Source organism: Microbacterium sp. M1A1_1b (genome assembly GCF_053345565.1).
In genome coordinates, this window is the sequence record NZ_JBKFAJ010000011.1 from 24,809 (window position 1) to 47,807 (window position 22,999).

The window sequence follows — 22,999 nt, forward strand, 5'->3', positions numbered from 1 at the left end:
TGTTCGGTCATTCGAGCGTCGCAAGGTCGGACATCAACATCGCCACTCGTTCCGGGGCCCGATTCACTGCCCTACCGACCTCGCGATGTAGATCCCGTAGACCATTCCGGATACTTACGAGATCATCGGCAGAAATTCGATTGGCAGGAGTTTGAATTTGATCGAATATTTTTCCATCTCGCCAAATCTCCAAGAAGAACGGTGAAACCCCATCTCCGTCGACAGCGCCCAAGGTGTACACCGTCTCGCCAACCGCAGCGCGGTAGTAAGAGTTGCCCTCCGAGTCGTCTTCTACCTGCACTTCCTCCCAGGACAGAGAACGCTTGGCGGTAACCGCCTCGAGTCGCTCAATGAGATTTGCCCATTCACTGTCATTCAGAAGCATTAGTAGACACTCGCATTCTCATATTTGTGGTACTTGCTGCCAGTTGGCCAGTTAATTCGTCAAAGTCTTTTGCAACATCAATGATCGCCGCAGCGACGCTCGGAGCGTCTGCGAGCTGATCCTTCGCTGCGAGGCTCGATTTAACTACTCGCCGCAGCAGACGCGCTAACTTTTTTTGTTCTAGAACGTCGAAACTGTCATCCGCCACGAGTAAGAGCGCCTCGCTCGACCGATTATGCAATCGCAGCAGCGCGAATCGGGCAACTGACATGTCATCGTTTGCTTCTGCCCAATTCAGTTCACCTCTGGTGTCAGCGAGAGATGCCGGCAACGCGAACAGGGCGTCCATATGCAGCCGCTTCTCAGCGCGTGCGAGCGCCTCAGACGCCGCAGCAGCAACTCGGCGAGCGCGAGTCGCCTGGATGATCGCGACGAGAAACCCAACAACCGTCAGCACGAGCCCGAGCCAGTCAGCCCATCCAGGTGCAGCGCTTGTGTCGAGCAGTGGCATGAGCAGTGAAGACGCTTTCTGTGAACCATGTTGTGGGGGAAACGCTACCGCGAAGCCCGGACGAAGATCCTAAAGCGCACCCTACCCTACTTACGAGGATTCCTCTTGCACTGCTCACCGAGTCGCATCACGGACACATCGGTAAGTTCTTACGGCCCTACTGAGAAGCGGAAAAACGTGAACTATTCAGAGCCAGCTGAAACCGCCTCACCTGCGGATGCAGGACCTCAAGTCCTCGTCCGACGAACGGCGCGCGCGACCATTGCCGCAAGAGGCAACCAGCGACAAGTCCTATACCGTCGGGTCGCGTCCTGCGCGGCGCCTCAAGCCCGGCGCGACAGCGTGGCGCCGCCCTTGGCTGCGGCGCGACGCCCTTACCCGCATCCTGCCTTTGGTGACCAAGGGGCTGGCGAGCTTCGTTCGAAACGGACGGCTCGTCCCCCGTCTTGATTGAAGTGGCGGCAAGCGACATTGAGCTACCCCACGCCACCGCCCGGCCCGCTCTCCGCAAAGCATGACCAGCTTCCGCGGGTCGCGCCGCGCGGATAGCTGGGGACGCTTCCCCGCACATCACAACGATCCGGTGACGGGGCAGTCGGACCGTCCGGGCTCCTCCTAGAGTCGTCCTCATGAACTGGGGGACGACGATGCACAGGACACGACTGACGGCATTCGCGGGGGCGGTCGCGGCGGTGCTCGTGCTCGCCGGGTGCGCGACCGGTGCGGCGGTCACCGGGACCTCGGCGAACCCGACGACCGCCGCCCCCACCACGTCGGCCAGCGCCACAGCCAGTGACACGTCCGGCACACCTCGTCCGAGCTCGACCATCACCGCGGCCCCGGGCTCCGACGACGACGCCGGCACGGTCCCGGCCACCTGCGACGGGTTGATCACGGCGGGCAAGTGGGACTTCACGTCGGCCCCGCTGAACGACCCGGCCGTCGTCGGCGACCCGGTCGTCCGACCGAAGTCCGCGTTCGACACGGTGGTGCAGCCCGACGGCAAGCGGCTGTACTGCGTCTGGAAGGACCCCCGCACGGACATCTCGTACCTGTCGATCGCGGTCGACGTCGTCGACTCGGCCAGGGCCCTCGGCGCACTGCAGGCGCTGCAGGGGTACGACTGCGACCACGATGCCGAGGGCTACCGCTGCCAGCGCGTCACGACCGACGAGCAGTACCAGGTGCCCGTCGGCGACACGTACTTCACCCGCGGTGACATCGGCATCGAGATCAACCAGGCGAACGTGCCGACGACCGGTCTGCTCGACGACGTCATGGCGCACGTGTTCTGACCCGGGACGGCGCCGGGATCACCCCGCGGGACGCATCCGCACGTGGGCCCGCTCGCCCTGCGGGCCGAACAGGCAGAGCACCTCGGTGACCTGGTCGGTGACGTTGCCGATCCAGTGCGGCGTGTGCGTGTCGAACTCGACGACCTCACCCGGTCCCAGGTCGAGGTCACGCTCCCCCAGCAGCAGTCGCAGGCGCCCGGACAGCACGTAGAGCCACTCGTACCCCTCGTGCGTCTGCAGACTCGGCTCACCGGCCGGCGAACGGGGCGGGAAGAGCTGCTTGAACGAGCGCACCCCACCCGTCCGGCGCGTCAGTGGGATCACCACGCGTCCGCCGTGCGACTCGGGCTTCAGGTGCACCCGCGGGTCCCCGGTCTGCGGCGCCCCGACCAGGTCGTCGAGCGGCACCTGGTACGCGCGTGCCAGCGGGAGCAGCAACTCGAGGGTCGGCTTGCGTTGCCCCGACTCCAGCCGCGACAGCGTGCTGACCGAGATGCCCGTCTCCGTCGCGAGCGCAGCGAGCGTCACGTCGCGCCGCTGTCGGAGGGCGCGCAGCCGTGGGCCGACCCCGTCGACGACCTGTGCCGTCGTCCGCGAGGCGACCGGAGCCTGGTGTCCGTGTGTCATGGCCGCCATGTTGCCAGAGCAGCAAGGAAGATTGCCAGGACCGACATCGGACCGGACGATGGTGCGCATGTCTGACACCACTGATGTCCTGGTCGTCGGCGGCGGTGCCGCCGGCCTCGCTGCCGCCCTCATCCTCGGCCGGTCCCGCCGCTCCGTGCGCGTCCTCGACGCCGGCGAACCGCGCAACGCCCCCGCAGCAGGGGTGCACAACTACCTCGGACAGGAGGGCACCGGTCCGCGCGAACTCGCCCGCATCGGTCGCGCCGAGGTCGCGCAGTACGGCGTCCGCGTGACGACCGGGAGGATCGTGGCCACCTCCACCGGACCCGTCACCGACGGCGACCCGGTCGGCTTCACCGCCACCCTCGCGTCCGGCGAGACCGTCTCGGCCCGCCGGGTGGTCGTCGCCTCCGGCGCCGTGGACGTCCTGCCGGACGTGCCGGGCCTTGCAGAGCAGTGGGGCCGCGGGGTCGTGCACTGCCCGTTCTGCCACGGGTGGGAGGTCCGCGACCAACACATCGGCGTGCTCGTGACCACCCCGTTCGGCGCGCACCAGGCACTCATGTGGCGGGCGCTGAGCGACCGCGTGACGGTGTTCGTGACGGACCCGGCGCTGGTGAGCGACACCGACCTGGCGGGTCTGCGCGCCCGGGGCATCGCGGTCGTCGACGGGCCCGTGACGTCCGTGGTGTCGGAACGGGCCGACGCGTCCGGCGTCGGTGTGCTGCGTGGCGTAACGCTCGGCGACGGCTCGACCGTGGCGCTCGATGCGCTGGCGGCGGCGAGCTCGGCCGAGGCGCGCGTCGACGGCCTGGCGGGGCTCGGGCTGGTCGCGGTGGACCAGTTCATGGGCGACCACCGGTTCGGCAGCGCGGTGCCCGTGGGGCCGACCGGCGCGACCGACGTCCCCGGGGTGTGGGCGGTGGGCAACGTGTCGGCGCCGATGGCCACGGTGATCGTGTCCGCTGCTGCCGGGACGACCGCGGGCGCGGCCGTGCACGGCGACCTGATCCAGGCGGACCTGGCGGCGGCGCTGCGCACCGTTCGCGCTTGACGCCGCGGTGCGGTTGACGGCGCGGTGCGGGGTTGAACGCCTCGTGCGTCGACGGCGCCGCTGAGCACGGTGCGAGGTCGACGGCCGGTGCGAGGTTGACCGCCCCGTGCGAGGAACCAACCTCGTACCACGCGATCAGCCTCGCACCACCCCGGCCGCCGGGACCGCCGAGCGCAGCCCGCGGCCCGCTCGACCTCAATCGACGCGGTACCCCGCCTGGGCCGCGAACAACGGCGCCAGTGTGAACAGCTGGTCGGACGCGATCGTCGCCCCGCGGAACCCCTCGAGCCGCTCCACCCGGTCCAGGTCGGCCCCGCGCAGGTCCACGTGCGCGATGCTCGTGTTCGACCCCTCGGCAGCGCGGATCCTGGTGCCCTCGAAGGACACGCGCAGCAGCCGGGCGTCGGCGATGTCGAGCTCGTCGATGACGCAGTCGCGGAACAGCACGTCGGTGACGGTCGCCCCGCGCAGGTTCACGAACCCGAGCTTCATCCCGACGAACTCGACCCCGTTCAGGCCCGCGTCGTAGAGCTCGGCGGAGCCGATGCGGCCGCCGCCGATACGGACCTCGCGCCAGGTGCTGCTCGACGCGCGGAGCACCGGCGCGTCGAGGTGCTCGACGACGCTGTCGTGCACCCGGACACCGCGCAGGTCGGCGCCGTCGGCGTGCAGCTGCTCGATGACGCACTCCTCGATCTCCAGGTCCGGCACGCGTTCCCCGTCGATGTCGAGTCGCGCGATCCGCCGACCGTCGATGCGGTCGCCCGACAGCACGTCGCCGGGTCCGGGCTGCCAGTCCGTCAGGTCGACGGGCTCGGTGCTGGTGATGCGGGGGGCGTCGGTGCCGGAGGACCGGCCAGGGGTGCGAGCCATGCGATCAGTCTGCCGCGTGGGTCCGACCCTCGAGCACGCTGTCCAGCCGGAGGTCCTTCGCCGGACCACGTGCGTCCCACCGGACGGTCCACCGCGACGTGTCGCCGGCGAGCGCACCAGTGTAGTCGTCCGGGGCGCACGCATGGGTCACCGGGGCGCCCCACACCCAGTCGTGGAAGACCCGGCCGTCGGCGAAGTGCACGGTCCAGGAGTCGTCGGGGGCACGGCGCACGACCAGCGTCCGGGACACCGGGACGGAGCGCCCGTCGAAGGTCATCGTGCCCGCCTCGGTCCAGGCCACCTCGTCCGCCGCGACCCGTCGGAGCGAGGTCGTGCCGACGACCGATCCGGACGTGCCCGCGCGCCGGTCGAGCAGGCTCCGCCGCAGCGTCCACGTGCCCAGCAGGTCGGTCGGCAGCATCCCAGCAGGCTACCGTCGAGCGACGCGGAGAGCGCCGGCGCGACGACCGCCGACGCGAGGACCGCACGGCGCGAGGACCGCACGGCGCCGTGTGGACTACCCGCGCAGCGGACCGGACCCCGGGACGTTCGTCCCCTCGGCGAAACCGGCCACCAGGTCGGCGAGCGCGTCCGTGGCACTGTGCCGAGCCTCCCAACCGAGCACCGTGCGCGCCCGGTCGGTCGACATGACCGGCACCGACGCGGCGATGTCCAGCCACCCGGCGTCCGTCGGCTGCAGGCGGAGCCGCCACGTCAGCGTCACGATCCCGCGCAGCAACCGGAACGGGATGCGGACCGCACCGCGCATGCCGAGCACCCGCGCGATCCGTGGCGGTGTGAGCACCGGCGTCGCGGCGATGTTGAACGCACCGCCGGCACGCCGGTCGATCGCGCGCCAGAACGCATCGGCGAGGTCGTCGGCGTGCACGGCCTGGAACACGAACGCGTACGGCAGCGGCAGCACCGCCCAGCGGATCCACCGCACGATGCCCATCGGGACGAGCGGTCCGAGGAACAGCCCGCGGAGCTCGGCGGCCACGGGCTTCTGGAAGACCAGGCCCGGCCGCAGCCGCGTCACGACCACCGACGGGTTCGCGGCGGCGAAGACGTCCAGGACCCGCTCGTTCTCGGCCTTGTGGACGGCGTAGGTCGCGGTGGGGATGCCGTCGGTCGGGAACGACTCGTCGACCCGCTGCCGCTTCCCCTCGACGTCGACGCCACGGTAGGCGCCGACGGACGACGCCACGACGACCTGCGGCACACCGGCCCGGGCGACGGCGGCCAGCACGTTCGCCGTCCCGACCACGTTGGTCCGGTACTGCGCGGGGATGTCGTGCGTCGGCTGGAGTGCCCACGCCAGGTGCACGACGGCGTCGGCGCCCTGGAACACGGCGGCCAGCTGGTCGACCGCGTCCGGCGCACCGACGTCGACGGCGTGCCAGAGGGCGTCGTCGTACGGCGCGGTGTGCGCGTCGGGCAGGCGTCGGGCGACCCCGACCGCCTGGACGTCCGACTCCGCCGACAGGCGGCGGAGCACGACGGTCCCGACGTTGCCGGTGGCACCGACGACGACGACGCGGGTCACGCGGAGACCGGCGAACCCGCGGTGCGCGAACCCGCGGCCATGGCGGGGTCGAGGACGACCTTCACGCAGTCGTCCTGCTTCTTCTGGAAGACCTCGTACATGTGCGGGGCGTCCTCTAGCGAGACGCGGTGCGACGTCAGGTCGAGCGTGCCGAGCGAGTCCGACGGGTCGGCGACGAGCGGCATGATGTCGTCGATCCAGCGCTTCACGTTGCACTGGCCCTCGCGCACGGTGATCTGCTTGTCGAACAGCGTCATCATCGGCATCGGGTCGGCCATGCCGCCGTAGACGCCGCTCAACGAGACGGTGCCACCGCGGCGGACCAGGTCGATCGCTGCGTGCACGGCCGCCAGCCGGTCGATGCCCGCCGTCTCGATCGCCTTCTGCGCGAGCTTGTCGGGCAGCAGCCCGGCCGCCCGCTGTGCGAAGCCGGCGACGGGGTTGCCGTGGGCCTCCATGCCGACCGCGTCGACCACGCCGTCGGGGCCGCGGCCGTCCGTGGCGTCGACCAGCTCGGCGACGACGTCCTTGGTCAGGTCGTGGGTCTCGACGCCGTACTTCGTCCCGAGGTCACGGCGCACCGACTCGGGGTCGACGGCGAGCACCCGGTAGCCCAGGTGCTTGCCGATGCGGGCCGCGAACTGGCCGACGGGGCCGAGGCCGAGCACCGCGAGCGTTCCGCCCTCGGGCACGTCGGCGTACTGCACGGCCTGCCACGCCGTCGGCAGGATGTCGCTCAGGAACAGCCACCGGTCGTCGGGGGTGCCGTCGTCCGGGATCACGATGGGCCCGTAGTCGGCGTGCGGCACCCGCAGGTACTCGGCCTGGCCGCCGGGGACCTGGCCGTACATCTTCGTGTAGCCGAAGAGCGCGGCGCCGCTGCCGTACTCCGTGACCTGCGTCGTCTCGCACTGGGACTGCAGCCCGCGCTGACACATGTAGCAGTGCCCGCAGGAGATGTTGAAGGGGACGACGACACGGTCGCCGACCTTGAGGTTCGTGACGGCGGAGCCGACCTCCTCGACGATGCCCATCGGCTCGTGGCCGAGGACGTCGCCCTTGTCGATGTACGGGCCGAGCACGCGGTACAGGTGCAGGTCGGAGCCGCAGATCGCCGTGGAGGTGATCCGCACGATCGCGTCGGTCGGCTGCTGGATGGTGGGGTCGGGGACGGTCTCGACGGACACCTTCTCGGTGCCCTGCCAGGTCAGTGCGCGCACTGGGCGCTCCTCTCGTCGCGGGGCGGGCCGACCGGGAGGGTCGACTCGCGTCCGGTTCCTGGCTACCCGGCCGCCCCGTGGCGGCTTCCCAGCCCTGGCCGCGTGCCGCAGCCGCCGGCCGGCGGGCCGGCGCGGACGCCGGGCCGGCGCGGACGCCGGGCCGGCGCGGACGCCGAGTCTCGGCCAGGCGGACAGGATGCACCGTCCGCGGGCCGCGTTCTGTCCGCGGGGCCGAGACTCGGGCGCGGCACCGCGCCCCGCCCCGCCGGATGGCCGGTCGGCCATCCGGGATCGTCCTCGGTGCTGATGTGCGGCTCGCCGACACTCGTGAGGATGGTTCGACGATGACCCATCGACCTGCCCGGACCCCGTCCCGACGCGCGCTGTTGTCCGGCGTCGGTGGAGCGGTGCTCGCGGGGACGCTGGCGGCCTGCTCGGAGACACCCTCGCCGCGTGCCAGCACCACCGCGACCACGACGGACGCGACGCCGAGCACGAGCCCCACACGAACGCCCACACGAACGCCCACACCGACCCCCACGCCGACCCCGACCCCGACAAGGCCCGCCCTGCAGCGACAGCCCCTGCCGCACGGCACGGTCACCGGCCTGCCGGAAGGCACACCGGGCATCGCGTGGACGGTCGACGACGGCGCCTCGAGCGAGGTCGTCGAGGCCTACGCCCGGTTCGCCGCCGAGACGGGCACGCGCCTGACCTTCTTCGTCAACGGTGTCCGCCCGTCGTGGACCGACCACGCGGACCTGCTCCGGCCGCTGGTGGCCTCGGGGCAGGTGCAGCTCGGCAACCACACGTGGGACCACCCGGCGCTGACGAAGCTCTCCGACCAGGGGATCATCGACCAGCTCACGCGCAACCACGACTTCATCCAGGACACCTTCGGCGTGAGTGCCAAGCCGTACTTCCGCCCGCCCTTCGGGTACCACGACGCCCGGGTCGATGCCGCCGCCGCCCGTGCCGGGTACACGACGCCGCTGCTCTGGTACGGGTCGCTCGCCGACTCGGGCGACATCACCGCGGACCAGATCGTCGGGTTCGCCGAGCAGTGGTTCCTGCCGGCCCACATCGTCATCGGCCACGCCAACTTCCCCGGCACGATCGGCGCCCTGCCGCGGCTGCACGAGCTCCTGCAGCAGCGCCAGTTGGCCACGTACACCCTGGACGACGTCTTCACGCGGTAGCACCGCCCGGTGCCGTACGGCCGCGGGCTCGGCCGTGTCGCCCAGCAGGTCTATCGCGCGGCCGTCACGAGCCGGTCGCGCTCCGCAGCGGGCAGGTGCTCGGTCGCCGTCGTCAGCGCACCGGGGGTCAGGAACCGCCCCTGCTGCTCGAGGAACGCGACGAGCGCCGGCTCCGACGCCCGCTTGCCCACCTCGCGCAGGACCCAGCCGAGGGCCGACTGCACGACGTCGCCCTTCTCGCGGACCAACCGGCCAGCGACCGCGAGCGGCACCTCGGCGTCGCCCTGCTTCACGAACGCCAGGGTCGCCACCACAGCGATCCGCCGCACCCACGGCACGTCCGACTTCGCGAGCGCGAACAGCGGCCCGGTCGACCCGCCCAGCATCGGTGCGCCGACGAGTTCCTCGGCCGCCAGGTCCACCAGCTCCGCCCGGTCGATCCGCTCCGCCCGCGCCGCCGACAGGTACTCGTCGGTCAGCTCCGGGTCGGCCCGTTCGCGCATCGCCTGCACGAGCAGCACCACGGCCACCAGCCGCGCGCCGGGGTCCTCACTCCACAGCAGCGCGGACCGCTCGCCCTGGTCCAGGTCGGCGAACTGCCGCGCCACCCGCCGCGCGGCCGCGACGTCACCCGGCGTCCGTGCGAACGCGACCAGGACGTCTTCGGCGCTCGCACGGCTCATGCGGCGACCACCCACCGGACGCGGGTCGCGTCGTCGACGCGTGCAAAGCCTCCCGGGAGGCCCGTCACCGGTCCGCCACGCCCGTCGCCGACTCGGCGGCGCCCTCCAGACCGCCGGGCCCCGGCTGCGCACCGGCGCGCGCCGAGCGCAGGCCACGGCGCACCACGATCACCGCGACGACCACCAGGAACGCCGCGAACAGCCACGTCCCCACCTGCGGGTCGACGATCCGCGCGAGTGCTGCACCCGCCGGCGAGCAGATCGCCGCCGTGATGCCGACGGTCAGCCCGACACGCAGGTCGACCGCGCCCCGGCGCAGGTTGGCGACAGTGCCGGAGACCGTGGTCGGGATCATCGTCAGCAGCGACGTCCCCTTGGCCAGCAGGTCGCCCGCGCCGAGCGCCAGCTCCATGCCCGGGACGATCACGACCCCGCCACCCACGCCGACCAGGCCGGACAGCACCCCGGACAGCAGGCCGATGCCCAGCAGCACGAGCGCCTCGACGACCCCGAAGTGCACGTCGCCGGTGCGCGTCGGGGTGTTCGTGAACAACGACACCAGCACCACGGCGATGAACCCGACGAACACCCACGGCAGCACGCGCAGCGAGATTGCGCGGAGCAGCCTGGCGCCGACCGGTGCGCCGATGACGCCGCCGACCGCCAGCGTCAGCGCGGCGAGCCAGTGGACCTCACCCTGCACGGCGTAGGTGACGGCCCCGACCACGGCCGCGGGAGCGATCGCCACGAGCGAGCTGGCCGACGCGCTGCGCTGGTCCATGTGCAGGAAGGCCATGAGTGCCGGCACGACGATGACGCCACCGCCGACGCCGAACAGGCCGGAGAGCACGCCGGCCAGCACGCCGATGACGATGAGCACGAGGAGTCTGGCGGTGCGTGAGGTCATCACGTCCAGGGTACGGCGCGGGTACCGCTGCAGCGCGCCGGCGGTGTGCGCGTCCCGAGCCCCTCAGCGGTCGGAACGCTCAGACCTCGTACCGCGCGACCGTGCCGCGCAGGTGGTCGGCGTGCAGGTAGATGTCGTCGAGTGCCTCGATCGGGTGCTTCGTCTCGACCTTGTCATCGTCGAACAGCCCGAGGTACTTCTGCTTCTTGCCGTTGAACCACAGGCGAGCGATGGGCTTCCGGTTGTTGTCGTCGAGCAGCACGGCGAAGTACGACTTCTGGTCCCGGTGCGCGATGCGGTCCGGCTTGACTTCACTGCAGGCGATGGCCTTGACGATCTGGTACCCCTCGAGCTCTTCGAGCGTCGTCTCGATCTCGGTGTCACGGTCGATGTCGTCCTGCGCGACGGCTTCGCTGGTCACGACCCCCTCAGACGCTTCGACGCTCACCGGCGCGGAGTAGGAAGCGCCGAGCGCGGTCTTCAGCCGGTCGTTGACCTGTTCGTTGAGGAACTGCTTCGATGCCTTCGCGACGAGCGTCGTGAACTGTGACCGGACCTCCTGGGTGACCCGGCGGCCTTCGTAGACCCTGGAGGTGAAGAGCTTGACGAACGCCTCGTCCGGTTCGCGGAACTGGCTGGCGATCTCACGCTTGATCGCACCGACGTACTTCAGCTCCTCAGCTGCGTTGATGACCGAGTCGAGGTCGAAGACGTCCTTCGTCAGCTTGCGGAGTTCCGGCAGCAGGGTCTCGTCGATGTCTGCGAGATCGAGGACCAGGAACGGACGGTCGTCCATCTTGTTCGGAGCGTCCAGGTCCGTGTAGAAGTTGTAGACCTCACCGTTCGTCAGGACCGCGATACGGGCGTTCGTCACCGAGAAGTAGCGGAACAGCTGCGACGCGTGCTCGATCTTCAGCGGCTCGGTGGACTTCTTGCACTCGATGAGGATCTGCACCTCGCCTTCCCGCATGATCGCGTAGTCGACCTTCTCGCCGCGCTTGACGCCGACGTCGGCGGTGAACTCCGGCACCACCTCGAGCGGGTTGAACACGTCGTACCCGAGGATCGTCGAGATGAACGGCATCACGAACGCGTTCTTCGTCGCTTCCTCGGTCTGGATGGCATCACGTTGGTTGCGCACCTTCGTCGCCAGCGCTGCAAGTCGTTCTTCGAACTCCACGGTCTCTCCCTCGATCACTGCGACCGTAGTTGAACAACCGTCAGTACAGGTAGTCGTGCGGGCCCCCAGTTCTCGGGCCGGTGCCGCACTACGCCACTCAAGGTGCCCGCAGCACTGTTGATACGACATGTTCGTTGTGACGCGGCACCGACAGTCGCTACGGTCGAATCACCCCCCGGGGTGCCGTCAGTGGCTAACCGGTCAGGAGCCCCGCTCGCCGAGCGGGGCTCCTGCGTTTCGCCAGCTTCGCGGGCGGGCGAACCCTCCGAGCTCATCCACGAGACGGTCAGGGAACTGACTGTCCCGAATGGTCGCCGGCCGGACGTGCCGGAGATGATCAGGCCGCACCTCGAGCAACGTCCGCGCTGGAGCGTTCTCGGTCGGGACGATCAACCCGATCTCGTGACGGGTCCGCTCTCGCACGAGCCGCAGGGCGTCGACGAAGTCAGAGTCGTTCGAGAGCAGGAAGTACGCGTCGGCAGACCCGCTCATCGCATCGGCGACCATGTGGGCGGCGAGACTGACGTCCGTGCCCTTCTCTTCGATCTTCCGGACCCGGACGCGCTTCGGAGCACCATCGTCGTCCAGCTCGAGCGGCGACACCGCCATCCACCGTTTGTCCGCGCGGAAGGTCCCGAAGTGGACGGAGACGGACGGCAGGGTCCCGAGCGCCCGCAGGTAGGCCTCCTGGTGCTGGGGTGACCGTGGGTCCTTCCCCTCGACGTGTCGCACGCGTGCGGTGAAGTACCGGATCTGCCCGGCGTCGAACGTCGGGAGCAGCCGCTCGCACAGCAGCTCGAGGTCGAGCCACTTGCGGTCGTGATGGCCCTGCAACGCCCGGCGGAACAAGTTGAAGCCGTCGACGTGGACGAACGCGGTGGGCCGGTCTGAGCGGAGCGGGAAGGGTGCCATCGCGCGATCTTGCCGGACCACGCACTGGGGCACCGAACATGTTGCATTCGCGGCGCCCACCCGCTGGGACCAGCGGAAGTGCAGCTGCGTCAACGGGGCCTTCGAGGTGCCGTTGATCCGCGTCTCGACGTGCACGTGGGGCCCGGTGGACCGGCCGGTGTTGCCGGACTCGGCGATCTCGGTCATCGACGAGGCAGTGTCCCGAGGGCCCGCAGGTACCGTTCCTGGATCTGCGGCGCTCGTGGGTCGTTCCCCTCGACGTGCCGGACGCGGGCCGTGACGTACCGGATGCCGAGACCGACCTGCGGACAGCATCGGTTTTACACACTCGAAACACATTGTGTACAAGCCGGTCCAATCACGTGTGATTGTATGCAATCACAGCATCTCCTGAGCGCGATCCCACAAGGAACGCCACAGCCCACCAGCATCAGGAACTCCATGTCCCGGATCAGCTCCCGACGCCGTCGCACGCTCATCGCGCTGCCCGCCGTCGTCATCGCAGCGACACTCGCCCTGACGGCGTGCGTCCCCGTCCAACGCTCGAAGGCCGGCGGCACGACCGCCGGCACCGTCACCACGACCCCGATCGGCGACCAGCAGGTCCGCGAGGGCGGTGACCTCGTCATGGCGCTGTCGGCCGAGCCGGACCGTCTCGACCCGACCACGTCGTCGTCGCTGTACACCCGGTACGTCATGGAGACGATGTGCCAGAAGCTCTACGACATCGACGCCGAGGGGACGATCGTGCCGATGCTCGCGACGGCCCTGCCGACGGTGTCCGACGGTGGCAAGACGGTCACGTTCCCGGTCCGGACCGGCGTGCGCTTCGCCGACGGCACCCCGTTCGACGCCGCGGCCGTCGTGACGACGCTCGAGCGGAACCTGACGAAGGAGGACTCGAGCCGCAAGAGCGAGATGGGTCCGGTGTCGCGGGTCGAGGCCGTCGACGACAAGACGGTGCGCCTGCACTACGACACCCCGTTCGCCCCGATCACCGCGGCGCTCGCGGACCGTGCCGGCATGGTGATGTCCCCGACGGCGCTGCAGCGAGAGGGTGACGCGTTCGGGGACGCCCCGGTGTGCGTTGGACCGTACAAGTTCGTCAAGCGCGTCCCGCAGACCTCGATCCAGGTCGAGAAGGACCCGGAGTACCACGACCCGGCGAGCGCCCACTTCGACACGATCACCTACCGGATCATCACGGACGCCAGCATCCGTGCCGCCAACCTGCGGTCCGGCGACGTGCAGGTGGCGGACACGATCTCGACCCAGGACGTCGACGACCTGCGGAAGCGGAAGGACCTGAGCGTCCTGCGCGTCGGGTCGCTCGGCTACCAGGGCATCACCGTGAACATCGGCAACCAGGACGGCGTCGGGACGGACCCGAAGCAGATCGACACCCCGTTGGCGAAGCGCGCCGACGTGCGCCGGGCCCTGTCGATGTCGATCAACCGCGCCGAACTCGTGCAGAGCGTCTTCCACGGGTGGGCTGACGTCGCGTGCTCGCCGGTCCCGGACACCAGCGTGTTCGCCACGAAGGCCAGCACGGCCTGCCCGGCGTACGACCCGGACCAGGCCAAGCGGATCCTGGCGAAGGCGGGTGTGCAGCAGCCGTTCCCGATCGCGATGGAGGTGACGAACACCCCCGACACCGTCCGCTTCGCCCAGGCGCTGCAGTCGCAGGCCCGGGCCGGCGGGTTCGCGATCACGATCACCCCGGTCGAGTACACGACCCTGCTGGACGACCAGACCCGCGGCGACTTCCAGGCGCTGCAGCTCGGCTGGTCCGGCCGCGTCGACCCGCACGGCAACATCGGCGGGTTCCTGGCGACCGGCGGCGGCAACAACTACGCCGGGTACAGCAACCCCGACGTCGACGACCTGATCGACCGCGCCGCGCAGGCCACCGACGAGCAGGAGCGCGCTGCCCTGTACGGCGAGATGACCGCGATCGTGCAGCAGGACGACCCGATCATCTACCTCTACCGGACCCGGAGCATCACCGGCGTCCGGAACGACATCGCGGGCGTCTCGACGTACGCAGACGGTGTGGTCCGGCTCAGCCAGGCCGCGTTCGTGGAAGGCGGCAGCAAGTGATCCGGTACGTGACCACGCGGCTCTGGCAGTCCGCGATCACCCTCGTGCTCGCGTCGATCGTGGTGTTCGTCGGTGTCCGGCAACTGCCGGGCGACCCGGCACTCGCGTTGGCCGGCGAAGAGGCGAGCCCCGAGCGCCTGGCGGTGGTCCGACAGCAGCTCGGCCTCGACGACTCGATCCTCGTGCAGTACTGGCGCTTCGTCGTGAACGCGCTGCAGGGCGACTTCGGTCGCTCGACCCGCACGGGCACCCCGGTCACCGAACTCCTGGGCGGCACGCTCCCCGTCACGCTGTGGCTCGCGCTCTACGCCATCGTCGTCGCGGTCGTCGTCGGCGTCGCCCTGGGCACGATCGCCGAGCGGTACCGCGGTCGGTGGCCCGAGTGGATGGCGAACGCCGCTGCCCTGGTCGGCCTGTCGGTGCCGAACTTCTGGCTCGGCATCCTGGCGATCGTGTGGCTCGCCGCCGGCCTGGGGTGGTTCCCGGCGTCGGGCTACGTCCCGATGACGACGAACCCGGCGAGCGCGATCTCCCACCTGACCCTGCCGGCGCTCATCCTCGGCACGTCGCTCGCCGCGGTCATCATGCGACAGACCCGCGCGTCGATGATCGAGACGATGAAGACCGACTTCGTCCGCACCGCCCGCGCGAAGGGCCTGAGCCGGGGCCGGGTGCTGCTCCGGTACGGCCTGCGGAACTCGATGATCGTGGTCGTCACGATCGTCGGCCTGCAGCTCGGCGGCCTGATCTCGGGCGCCGTCGTCACGGAGCGCATCTTCGCGCTGCCGGGCTTCGGCAAGCTCACCCTCGATGCGGTGTTCACCCGCGACTACCCGGTGATCCAGGCCGTGGTGCTGGTGATCACCGTCGGGTACGTGCTCATCAACCTGGCCGTCGACGTCCTGTACTCGGTCATCAACCCGAAGATCCGCGTGGGAGGCACCCAGTGACCGCCGTGACGACCACCTTCGACCTCGGTTCCAGCCGGGGCCGCGTCTGGAAGCAGGTGCGGGCGAACCGGCTGGGCCTGACCGGGGGCGTCATGCTCGCCGTCGTCGTGCTGGCCGCGATCGCCGCCCCGCTCATCGCGCCGCACGACCCCACGCAGACGCACTTCGACCTGCCGTTCCAGGTGCCGTTCACGGTCGGGTTCGGCCTGGGCACCGACGACCTGGGGCGCGACATCCTGTCCCGCACGCTGTACGGCATCCAGGTCTCGCTGATCGTCGGAGCGCTGTCCGTGCTGGTGTCGGTCGTCGTCGGCACCCCGCTCGGCCTGCTCGCCGGGTACTGGCGGTGGCTCGACGCGATCATCTCGCGCCTGACCGACGTGGCGCTGGCGTTCCCGTTCCTGATCATCGCGGTCGGGCTCGCCGCCATCAGCGGTCCGAGCCTGTCGAACGCGGTCATCGCGATCGGTGTCTCGCACGTGCCGGCGATGATCCGCATCGTCCGCGGTGAGACGCTCCGGATCACGAGCGCCGACTTCGTGACGAGCGCGAAGACGCTCGACGCCGGCGGCGCACGGATCATCGCGCAGCACGTCCTGCCGAACTGCTTGTCGGCGATCATCGTGCAGGCCACCGTGATCATGCCGGTCGCGGTGATCGGCGAGGCCCTGCTGTCGTTCCTGGGGCTCGGCATCCAGCCGCCCACGCCGAGCCTCGGCATCATGCTGTCCGACGCGCAGCAGTACCTCGGCCAGGCACCGTGGGCCGCCGTCGTGCCGGGTGTCGCGATCGCCGTGATCTGCCTCGGCTTCAACCTGTTCGGGGACGCCCTGCGCGACGCCCTCGACCCGACCGCCTCCGACCGGAAGTAGCACGCACCATGAGCTCCAACCCCGCCTTCGTCGAACCCGGTGTCGAGACGACGAGACCGGACCTGCAGGGCACGTTCGGCATGGCCGCCGCGACGCACTGGACCGCAGCATCCACCGCACAGTCCGTCCTGGAACGCGGCGGCAACGCCTTCGACGCCGCCGTCGCGGGTGCGTTCGTCCTGCACGTCGTCGAACCGCACCTGAACGGCCCGGGCGGCGACATGACGGCGGTCTTCGCGACCGCTGCCGACAAGGTCCCCACGGTCCTGTCCGGCCAGGGCCCCGCCCCAGCGGCCGCCACACCGGAGCACTTCCGATCAGAGGGCCTCGACCTGGTCCCCGGCGCCGGTGCGCTGGCCGCTGCCGTGCCCGGCGCCGTCGACGCCTGGTTCCTGCTGCTCCGCGACCACGGCACGTGGGAACTCGCCGACGTGCTGGCGTACGCCATCGGGTACGCGCGCGACGGTCATCCTGTCGCACCGCGCGTGGCCGCGACGATCGCGACGGTCGCGGACCTGTTCCGGGACCACTGGCCAACCTCGGCCGACCGGTGGCTGCCGGGAGGCTCGGCACCGGTCCCCGGCACCGTCCTGCGCAACGAGACCTGGGCCGCAGTGCTCGACCGACTGGTCGACGCGGGTTCCGGCACCAACGGGGACGGCCCGGCGGACCGCGCTGCGCGCATCGACGCCGCGCGCGACGCGTGGGCGACGGGCTTCGTCGCTCAGACAGTCGACCGGTTCGTGCGCGACCCGCACCGCCATGCGTCGGGCACCGACCACGCAGGCGTGATCCGGGCGAGCGACATGGCCGCCTTCCGGGCGTCGTACGAACCGGCGACGACCGCCGAGTTCCGCGGGTGCACGATCGCCAAGACGGGGCCGTGGGGACAGGGCCCCGCGCTCCTGCAGACGCTGCGGCTGCTCGACCCGCTGGACGACGCGCTGCTCGACCCGTCGACCGTCCGGGGTGCGCACACGATCGTCGAGGCGCAGAAGCTCGCCCTGGCCGACCGCGAGGCGTACTACGGCGACGGCGACGTCCCGATGGACCAGCTGCTCGCCGACGACTACTCCGACGCCCGTCGTGCCCTGATCGGCGACCGCGCCTCGCACGAGCTCCGTCCGGGCATCGTCACGGCGCCGGCCGGAGCGCTGCCGCCGCTGCGCGAGACCTACACGCCCGGCGGCGAGCCGATCGCCGGCGTCGGCGAGCCCACCGTGCCCGGTGCCCGCGGCGGGACGGCGGCACCCGCCGAGGACCGCGGCGAGCCGATCGTGATGGAGACCGGCGAGACGCGCGGCGACACGTGCCACATCGACGTCGTCGACCGCTGGGGCAACATCGTCAGTGCGACACCGTCTGGCGGCTGGCTGCAGTCGAGCCCGACGATCCCCGAGCTCGGGTTCTGCCTGGGCACCCGCCTGCAGATGACCTGGCTCGAAGCGGGCACCGCGTCGACGCTGCGCCCCGGCGAGCGCCCTCGCACGACGCTCACCCCGACGCTCGTGCTGCGCGACGGCGAACCCGTCATGGCGCTCGGCTCGCCGGGCGGTGACCAGCAGGACCAGTGGCAGCTGCTGTTCCTGCTGCGCACCATCGTCGGCGGGTACTCCCCGCAGCAGGCGATCGACGCCCCCGCCCTGCACACGACGTCGTTCCCGGGGTCGTTCTGGCCCCGCACGTGGACCCCCGGCGGCCTGGTCGTCGAGGACCGCCTCGGTGACGACGTGATCGCGGGGCTCGAGCATCTCGGCCACGTCGTCACCCGCGCGGGCGACTGGTCGCTCGGCCGCCTGTCGTGCGTGACGCGCGACCCCGCCACCGGCGTCCTCGGCGCCGCCGCCAACCCCAGAGGAGCACAGGGCCATGCCACAGGACGCTGACGACCGCCACCCGACCGCCGGGGCCGAACCGGGCCTCCCGACCGTCGTCGACCACGGCGACCCCCTGCTGTCGGTCCGCGACCTGCGGGTCGCGTTCGGCGACCGCGAGGTCCTGCACGGCGTCGACCTCGACGTCCGGCGCGGCGAGCGCGTCGCGATCGTCGGGCAGTCCGGGTCCGGCAAGTCCACGCTCATCGCAGCCGTGCTGCGGCTGCTGCCCGGCGCCGGGCACATCACGGGCGGCTCGATCCACCTGGGCGCCGTCGACATCGGCGCGGCGGACGAATCGGTGATGCGTCCGGTCCGTGGCGGCCGCATCGGGCTGGTGCCGCAGGACCCGTCGACCAACCTCAACCCGTCGATGCGGGTCGGCGCGCAGGTCGCCGACACACTCCGGGCCGGTGGGATGCGCGGACGGGCAGCGATCCGCGACCGGGTCGTCGCGCTCATGACCGAGGCCGGCATCCCCGAGGCGGCCCGGCGCGCGGACCAGTACCCGCACGAGTTCTCCGGCGGGATGCGGCAGCGCATCCTCATCGCGATCGCCCTGGCACGGCAGCCCGAGCTGCTGATCGCGGACGAACCGACCAGCGCACTCGACGTCACGGTGCAGCGGCAGATCCTCGACCACCTGCAGACGCTCGTCGACCAGCACGGCACCACGCTGCTGTTCGTGACGCACGACCTGGGCGTCGCCGCGGACCGCACCGACCGGATCGTGGTGATGCTCGACGGCGAGGTCGTCGAGCAGGGTGCTCCCGAGGCGATCCTGCGCGACCCGCAGCACGAGTACACGAAGCGCCTCATCGCGGCAGCACCCGCACTGTCCGGGGGCACGGAACCGGCGACCGACGCCGGGGACCCGATCCTCGTCGTCACCGACCTGGTCAAGGAGTACCGGGTCCGTGGACGTGGGGCGGGGACGCTCCGAGCGGCGGACGGCGTCTCGTTCCAGGTCCGCCGCGGCACGACGACCGCGGTCGTGGGCGAGTCCGGTTCGGGCAAGACGACCGTTGCCCGGGTCCTGCTCGGGCTCGAGGCCCCCACCTCGGGCACGGCGCTCGTCGACGGGCACGCGATCGGGACGGCTCGCGGTGCCGAACGACGGGCGATCCGGCGCCGCGTGCAGCCCGTGTTCCAAGACCCGTACGGGTCGCTCGACCCGACCTCGACCATCGAGCGGATCGTGGACGAACCCCTGCGGGTGTTCGGTGTCGGCGACCGCGCCTCGCGGACCGAACGCGTGGCGACGCTGCTCGACCAGGTCGCCCTGCCCCGGTCGGTGGCACAGCTGCGGCCGAACGAGCTGTCCGGCGGGCAGCGGCAGCGCGTGGCCATCGCGCGGGCGCTCGCGCTCGAGCCCGAGGTGCTCATCCTGGACGAGGCGGTGTCGGCGCTCGACGTGCTGGTGCAGGAGCAGATCCTGGCGCTGCTCGAGGACCTGCAGGACCGCCTGGGTCTGAGCTACCTGTTCATCACGCACGACCTGGGGGTGGTCCGGCGGATCGCCGACGACGTCGTGGTGATGCGCCGCGGGACGGTCGTCGAACGGGGCTCGGTCGCCGACGTGTTCGACGACCCGCAGGAGCAGTACACACGTGACCTGCTCGACGCCATCCCCGGGAGGGGTCTCGCCGAGGCAGTCGCGTGAGACGCTGGTGCACGTGCTGAACGGTGGCGGGGTCCTCGACGCGATCCGTCGCGACATCGTGTCGGGCGCCCTGCAACCGGGGACCCGGGTGACGGAGGCGTTCCTGTCCGAGCGGTACGGCGTCTCACGGGTGCCCGTCCGCGAGGCGCTGCGAGGGCTCGAGGGCGAGGGCTTCGTGGTGTCGCGGCCGAACGTCGGGTCACGGATCGCCGAGATCCCCTTCGACGAGGCCGACGACCTGTTCGCCGTCCGTGAGTCCCTCGAGATCGCCACGGCGCGACGGGCAGCGGTCCGCGCCCGGACCCTGTTCGACGGAGACGCCCCACCATCGGACTGGTGGCGGGTCCGTCGCGCACTCGGTGCCGTGCTCGACGACGGGGACGCCGCGGTGGACCGGGACGAGCTCGACCTGCTCGTCGACCTCAACGAACGCTTCCACCTGCTGGTCGCCGAGTTGTCCGGCAGCAGCACGCTGGCGACCCTGCTCGTGCAGCTGTCCCGCAAGATCGAGTGGCTGTACGCGCTCGACACGTCCTCGCGTGGCAAGCGGCTGTGGCCGGACCACCGCCGGATCCTGGCCGCCATCGACGCCGGTGACGTCGACCAGGCGGCGGAGCGCATGGGGCGGCACGTCCGCGAGAGCCGGATCGGCTACGCGGCCAGGTCCTCGTCCGACCGCGCGGCCGAGCTGCGGACGGCCGGCCCGACGGCCTGACGGTCGGACAACCGGACGGCCCGACGGCCCGACGGCCCGACGGCCCGACGGCCCGACGGTCGACTAGCGGAACTGCAGGACCGTCAGCGGGTCGGTCAGGTTCCCGTTCACCCGGACCTCGACGTGCACGTGCGGTCCGGTCGACTGCCCGGTGTTGCCGGACTTCGCGATCTCCTGCTCGGCGCGGACGGTCTGCCCGGTGGACACCTCGATCTGACTGAGGTGCGCCGTCAGCACGGTCGTCACGCCGTAGGTGACCACGACGTAGTTGCCGTACGAGGGGTCGTTGGCGACGGTCTTGGACACGGTGCCCGGCGCGGACGAGTACACCGGCGTGCCGATGCCGACGGCGGCGTCGGTGCCCTGGTGGTAGCGCGGGACGTGTCCGGCGCCGCGGTCGTCCCCGTAGCGGCCGCTGATGACGCGACTCACGACGGGCCACTGCAGCGTGGTGACCGCGCGTGCGGACCACACCCGCGTGCCCGCCTTGCCGTACAGCACGATGTTGCCGTCGACCTGCAGCAGCAGGGTCCCCCCGCCGGCGCGGTGGGTGCCGGTCGACCAGATGGCCTTCTTGTCGGCGCGGTAGACGACGAAGTTGCCGTCCGTCTGCATCGCCGCCCACGCGCCCGGGTTGTTGTTCGTCCGGGTGGACCAGGTCGGCTTGCCGTTCGTGTACTGCACCAGGTTGCCGTCCGGCTGCATGGTGACGACCTGCGCCGTGCTGGCGCTCGGCCGGAGGGTCGTGCCCGCGAGCAGGACCGATCCGGCGGGGACGCGACTCTGGAACGACGCGATCGACCACAGCACCTGCTTCGCCGTGTTCATCGACCGCATGGTGCCGTCGGGACGGACGCCGAAGTCCAGGCCGCGCGTGGTGCTCGTGCCCCACTGCTTGAACGCCCTGCCACCGAGCTGGAGCGTCATCACGCCATCCGTGCCGAAGACCGCCACCGCGCCGGGCTTGTTCGCCGTGTCCGACGCGTAGAGGACGACGTTGCCCACCCCGTACTCGACCAGGTTGCCGTCTCCCTGCATGACGAGGCGGAACTGTCCGTTGTTCGAGGTGACCTGGTCACCCGGGACGAGCGTCGTCCCCGCCTTCATGGTGCCCACGTGCGTGGTGGCTGCGTGTGCGGGCGCGGCGACGAGCGCGCCGGTGAGGGCGACCGCCATCGCGGCGACGGCGGTGACGGCCCTGGTCCAGATCGTGGTCCTGCGCATGGTTCCCCTGCTCCCGCGGAGAACGGCGCGGGCCGCCGACCCGCAAGTGGGTCGTCCGACGCGCCCTGTTCGCGTCGCCGAACGATCGTCACAAGTGCACGCGATCGCCCACAGCCCCAGTTGCGGGGGTGGCACGCGGGCCGCAGACGTGCAGGCGCGGTCAGGCCGACGGGACCACGACCGCGCGCCCGGACAGCTCGCCGGCCTCGAGCTTGCGGTACGCCGCGAGCGCGTCGTCCATCGCGTACCGCTCGACGTCCGGCACGATCTGACCCGCGCGGTACATCGCGACGACCTCGTGCAGGTCCTCGATCGTGCCCCAGTACGTGTTCGTGATGGTCGACTCGTACGGCGTCGAGAAGAAGTTCCACGTCGTCGTGCCGCCCGCGATGCCGACGACGGTGAACCGCCCGCCGACGGCCATCGACGCCTGGGCGACCGTGATCGTGGGCGCCGCGCCGACGAAGTCGAAGGCCGCGTCGACACCCCGCCCGCCGGTGAGCTCACGGATGCGGTCGGCCTGGTCGGGGCCGCCGGGGACGGTCAGCGCTCCCCGGGCGGCGGCGCGGTCCATGGCGTCCTGCTTCATGTCCGTCGCGATGACGGTCGCCCCGGTCAGGGTAGTCAGGATCTGCACGGCGATCTGGCCGAGTCCGCCGAGGCCGACGACCAGGGCGAAGCGTCCGCCACCGGCCAGGTTCGGCAGGGCGTTCTTGATCGCGTGGTACGGCGTCAGGCCGGCGTCGCTGAGCGGTGCGGCGGCGATCGGGTCCGCATCTCCGAGTGGCACGAGGTTCCGAGCGGGCACGACCACGTACTCGGCCATCCCGCCGTCGCGCCCGAGTCCGATGCCGGCCGCCGGGTTGGTGGCCGCGTTCACGCAGTAGGTGTCCTGCCCCTTCGAGCAGAAGGTGCAGTGGCCGCAGCCGGTGGGGCCGTAGACCAGGTGGGCGTCGCCCTCGGTGAACCCGGTCACGCCGTCGCCGACGGACTCGACCCACCCGGAGTTCTCGTGTCCCAGGACGAACGCGGGCGCCTGGGCACCGGGCTGCCCCTGCTGGAACTCGCGGTACACGGCGACGTCGGAGTGGCATGCGCCGGCACCGGCGACCTTGAGCAGGACCTCGCCCGGACCCGGTGTCGGCTTCGGGACCTCGGTCAGGGACGGGAAGGTCTGGTACTGCTCGAAGACGACTGCACGCATGCGCG

General features: G+C 70.9%; 22 protein-coding genes. 9 read left to right on the forward strand and 13 right to left on the reverse strand.

Annotated features, from left to right (window positions below):
* Positions 1–7: 7 nt before the first annotated feature.
* Together ACLBWP_RS17710 and ACLBWP_RS17715 are read right to left on the reverse strand one after the other, a co-directional pair.
* Positions 8–385: a hypothetical protein gene (locus ACLBWP_RS17710; RefSeq protein WP_447656154.1), complete on the reverse strand. Its 378-nt coding sequence runs from the start codon at positions 383–385 to the stop codon at positions 8–10.
* Positions 372–896, reverse strand: a complete 525-nt coding sequence (locus tag ACLBWP_RS17715) for a hypothetical protein (protein WP_447656155.1) — start codon at positions 894–896, stop codon at positions 372–374. Before ACLBWP_RS17715 ends, ACLBWP_RS17710 begins: the two co-directional genes overlap by 14 nt.
* Positions 897–1,525: 629 nt before the next feature.
* Between ACLBWP_RS17715 and ACLBWP_RS17720 the strand changes: the two genes are divergently transcribed.
* A complete protein-coding gene (locus ACLBWP_RS17720; RefSeq protein ID WP_447656156.1) occupies positions 1,526–2,191 on the forward strand; it encodes a hypothetical protein in 666 nt (221 codons plus the stop codon).
* Between the two features lie 18 nt (positions 2,192–2,209).
* Here the strand turns inward: ACLBWP_RS17720 and ACLBWP_RS17725 are convergent, their stop codons facing one another.
* Positions 2,210–2,827: a helix-turn-helix domain-containing protein gene (locus ACLBWP_RS17725; protein WP_447656157.1), complete on the reverse strand. Its 618-nt coding sequence runs from the start codon at positions 2,825–2,827 to the stop codon at positions 2,210–2,212.
* A 58-nt stretch (positions 2,828–2,885) separates the two neighbouring features.
* Here ACLBWP_RS17725 and ACLBWP_RS17730 point away from each other — a divergent pair, with 58 nt between their 5' ends.
* Positions 2,886–3,872, forward strand: a complete 987-nt coding sequence (locus ACLBWP_RS17730; RefSeq protein WP_447656158.1) for an NAD(P)/FAD-dependent oxidoreductase — start codon at positions 2,886–2,888, stop codon at positions 3,870–3,872.
* A gap of 195 nt (positions 3,873–4,067) precedes the next feature.
* On the opposite strand, the gene ACLBWP_RS17735 is transcribed toward ACLBWP_RS17730, so the two are convergent.
* From ACLBWP_RS17735 to ACLBWP_RS17750, 4 genes are all read right to left on the reverse strand, one after another.
* A complete protein-coding gene (locus ACLBWP_RS17735; RefSeq protein ID WP_447656159.1) occupies positions 4,068–4,745 on the reverse strand; it encodes a pentapeptide repeat-containing protein in 678 nt (225 codons plus the stop codon).
* Between the two features lie 4 nt (positions 4,746–4,749).
* A complete protein-coding gene (locus tag ACLBWP_RS17740) occupies positions 4,750–5,166 on the reverse strand; it encodes a DUF6314 family protein (protein ID WP_447656160.1) in 417 nt (138 codons plus the stop codon).
* Positions 5,167–5,262: 96 nt separating this feature from the next.
* A complete protein-coding gene (locus ACLBWP_RS17745) occupies positions 5,263–6,291 on the reverse strand; it encodes an NAD-dependent epimerase/dehydratase family protein (RefSeq protein ID WP_447656161.1) in 1,029 nt (342 codons plus the stop codon).
* Positions 6,288–7,511: a zinc-dependent alcohol dehydrogenase gene (locus tag ACLBWP_RS17750; RefSeq protein ID WP_447656162.1), complete on the reverse strand. Its 1,224-nt coding sequence runs from the start codon at positions 7,509–7,511 to the stop codon at positions 6,288–6,290. The genes ACLBWP_RS17745 and ACLBWP_RS17750 overlap by 4 nt, the downstream gene beginning before the upstream one ends.
* A 344-nt stretch (positions 7,512–7,855) precedes the next feature.
* Here ACLBWP_RS17750 and ACLBWP_RS17755 point away from each other — a divergent pair, with 344 nt between their 5' ends.
* Positions 7,856–8,710 carry a polysaccharide deacetylase family protein gene (locus ACLBWP_RS17755; RefSeq protein WP_447656163.1) on the forward strand — a complete coding sequence of 285 codons (855 nt, stop codon included), beginning with the start codon at positions 7,856–7,858 and terminating at the stop codon, positions 8,708–8,710.
* A 50-nt stretch (positions 8,711–8,760) separates the two neighbouring features.
* Here ACLBWP_RS17755 and ACLBWP_RS17760 read toward each other — a convergent pair whose 3' ends face one another.
* The 4 genes from ACLBWP_RS17760 to ACLBWP_RS17775 form a co-directional block, all read right to left on the reverse strand.
* Positions 8,761–9,393 carry a DNA alkylation repair protein gene (locus tag ACLBWP_RS17760; RefSeq protein ID WP_447656164.1) on the reverse strand — a complete coding sequence of 211 codons (633 nt, stop codon included), beginning with the start codon at positions 9,391–9,393 and terminating at the stop codon, positions 8,761–8,763.
* Between the two features lie 64 nt (positions 9,394–9,457).
* Complete coding sequence (locus ACLBWP_RS17765; RefSeq protein WP_243564303.1) at positions 9,458–10,300, reverse strand: sulfite exporter TauE/SafE family protein; 843 nt, start codon at positions 10,298–10,300, stop codon at positions 9,458–9,460.
* 79 nt (positions 10,301–10,379) lie between these two features.
* Entirely contained in the window at positions 10,380–11,480 is a 1,101-nt protein-coding gene (locus ACLBWP_RS17770; RefSeq protein WP_447656206.1) for a type I restriction endonuclease, read from the reverse strand.
* Positions 11,481–11,681: 201 nt separating this feature from the next.
* The gene (locus ACLBWP_RS17775) at positions 11,682–12,578 is read right to left on the reverse strand and encodes an NYN domain-containing protein (protein ID WP_447656165.1); all 897 of its coding nucleotides are present in this window, start codon (positions 12,576–12,578) and stop codon (positions 11,682–11,684) included.
* A gap of 255 nt (positions 12,579–12,833) precedes the next feature.
* Here ACLBWP_RS17775 and ACLBWP_RS17780 point away from each other — a divergent pair, with 255 nt between their 5' ends.
* From ACLBWP_RS17780 to ACLBWP_RS17805, 6 genes are read left to right on the forward strand one after another with little or no spacing between them, the layout of a single operon-like run.
* Positions 12,834–14,492: an ABC transporter substrate-binding protein gene (locus ACLBWP_RS17780; RefSeq protein WP_447656166.1), complete on the forward strand. Its 1,659-nt coding sequence runs from the start codon at positions 12,834–12,836 to the stop codon at positions 14,490–14,492.
* Entirely contained in the window at positions 14,489–15,442 is a 954-nt protein-coding gene (locus ACLBWP_RS17785; protein WP_447656167.1) for an ABC transporter permease, read from the forward strand. The genes ACLBWP_RS17780 and ACLBWP_RS17785 overlap by 4 nt, the downstream gene beginning before the upstream one ends.
* Positions 15,439–16,314, forward strand: a complete 876-nt coding sequence (locus tag ACLBWP_RS17790; RefSeq protein WP_447656168.1) for an ABC transporter permease — start codon at positions 15,439–15,441, stop codon at positions 16,312–16,314. The genes ACLBWP_RS17785 and ACLBWP_RS17790 overlap by 4 nt, the downstream gene beginning before the upstream one ends.
* An 8-nt stretch (positions 16,315–16,322) precedes the next feature.
* Positions 16,323–18,200 (forward strand): gamma-glutamyltransferase family protein, encoded by a 1,878-nt coding sequence (locus ACLBWP_RS17795; protein WP_447656169.1) that lies wholly within the window; start codon positions 16,323–16,325, stop codon positions 18,198–18,200.
* The gene (locus tag ACLBWP_RS17800; RefSeq protein ID WP_447656170.1) at positions 18,184–19,851 is read left to right on the forward strand and encodes a dipeptide ABC transporter ATP-binding protein; all 1,668 of its coding nucleotides are present in this window, start codon (positions 18,184–18,186) and stop codon (positions 19,849–19,851) included. The genes ACLBWP_RS17795 and ACLBWP_RS17800 overlap by 17 nt, the downstream gene beginning before the upstream one ends.
* Positions 19,852–19,864: 13 nt before the next feature.
* Complete coding sequence (locus tag ACLBWP_RS17805) at positions 19,865–20,566, forward strand: GntR family transcriptional regulator (RefSeq protein WP_447656171.1); 702 nt, start codon at positions 19,865–19,867, stop codon at positions 20,564–20,566.
* Between the two features lie 63 nt (positions 20,567–20,629).
* Here the strand turns inward: ACLBWP_RS17805 and ACLBWP_RS17810 are convergent, their stop codons facing one another.
* Both ACLBWP_RS17810 and ACLBWP_RS17815 read right to left on the reverse strand, forming a co-directional pair.
* On the reverse strand, positions 20,630–21,790 hold the full coding sequence (locus tag ACLBWP_RS17810) for a peptidoglycan DD-metalloendopeptidase family protein (RefSeq protein ID WP_279397206.1): 1,161 nt from the start codon (positions 21,788–21,790) through the stop codon (positions 20,630–20,632).
* 160 nt (positions 21,791–21,950) lie between these two features.
* On the reverse strand, positions 21,951–22,994 hold the full coding sequence (locus tag ACLBWP_RS17815) for an NAD(P)-dependent alcohol dehydrogenase (RefSeq protein ID WP_447656172.1): 1,044 nt from the start codon (positions 22,992–22,994) through the stop codon (positions 21,951–21,953).
* Positions 22,995–22,999 lie beyond the last annotated feature (5 nt).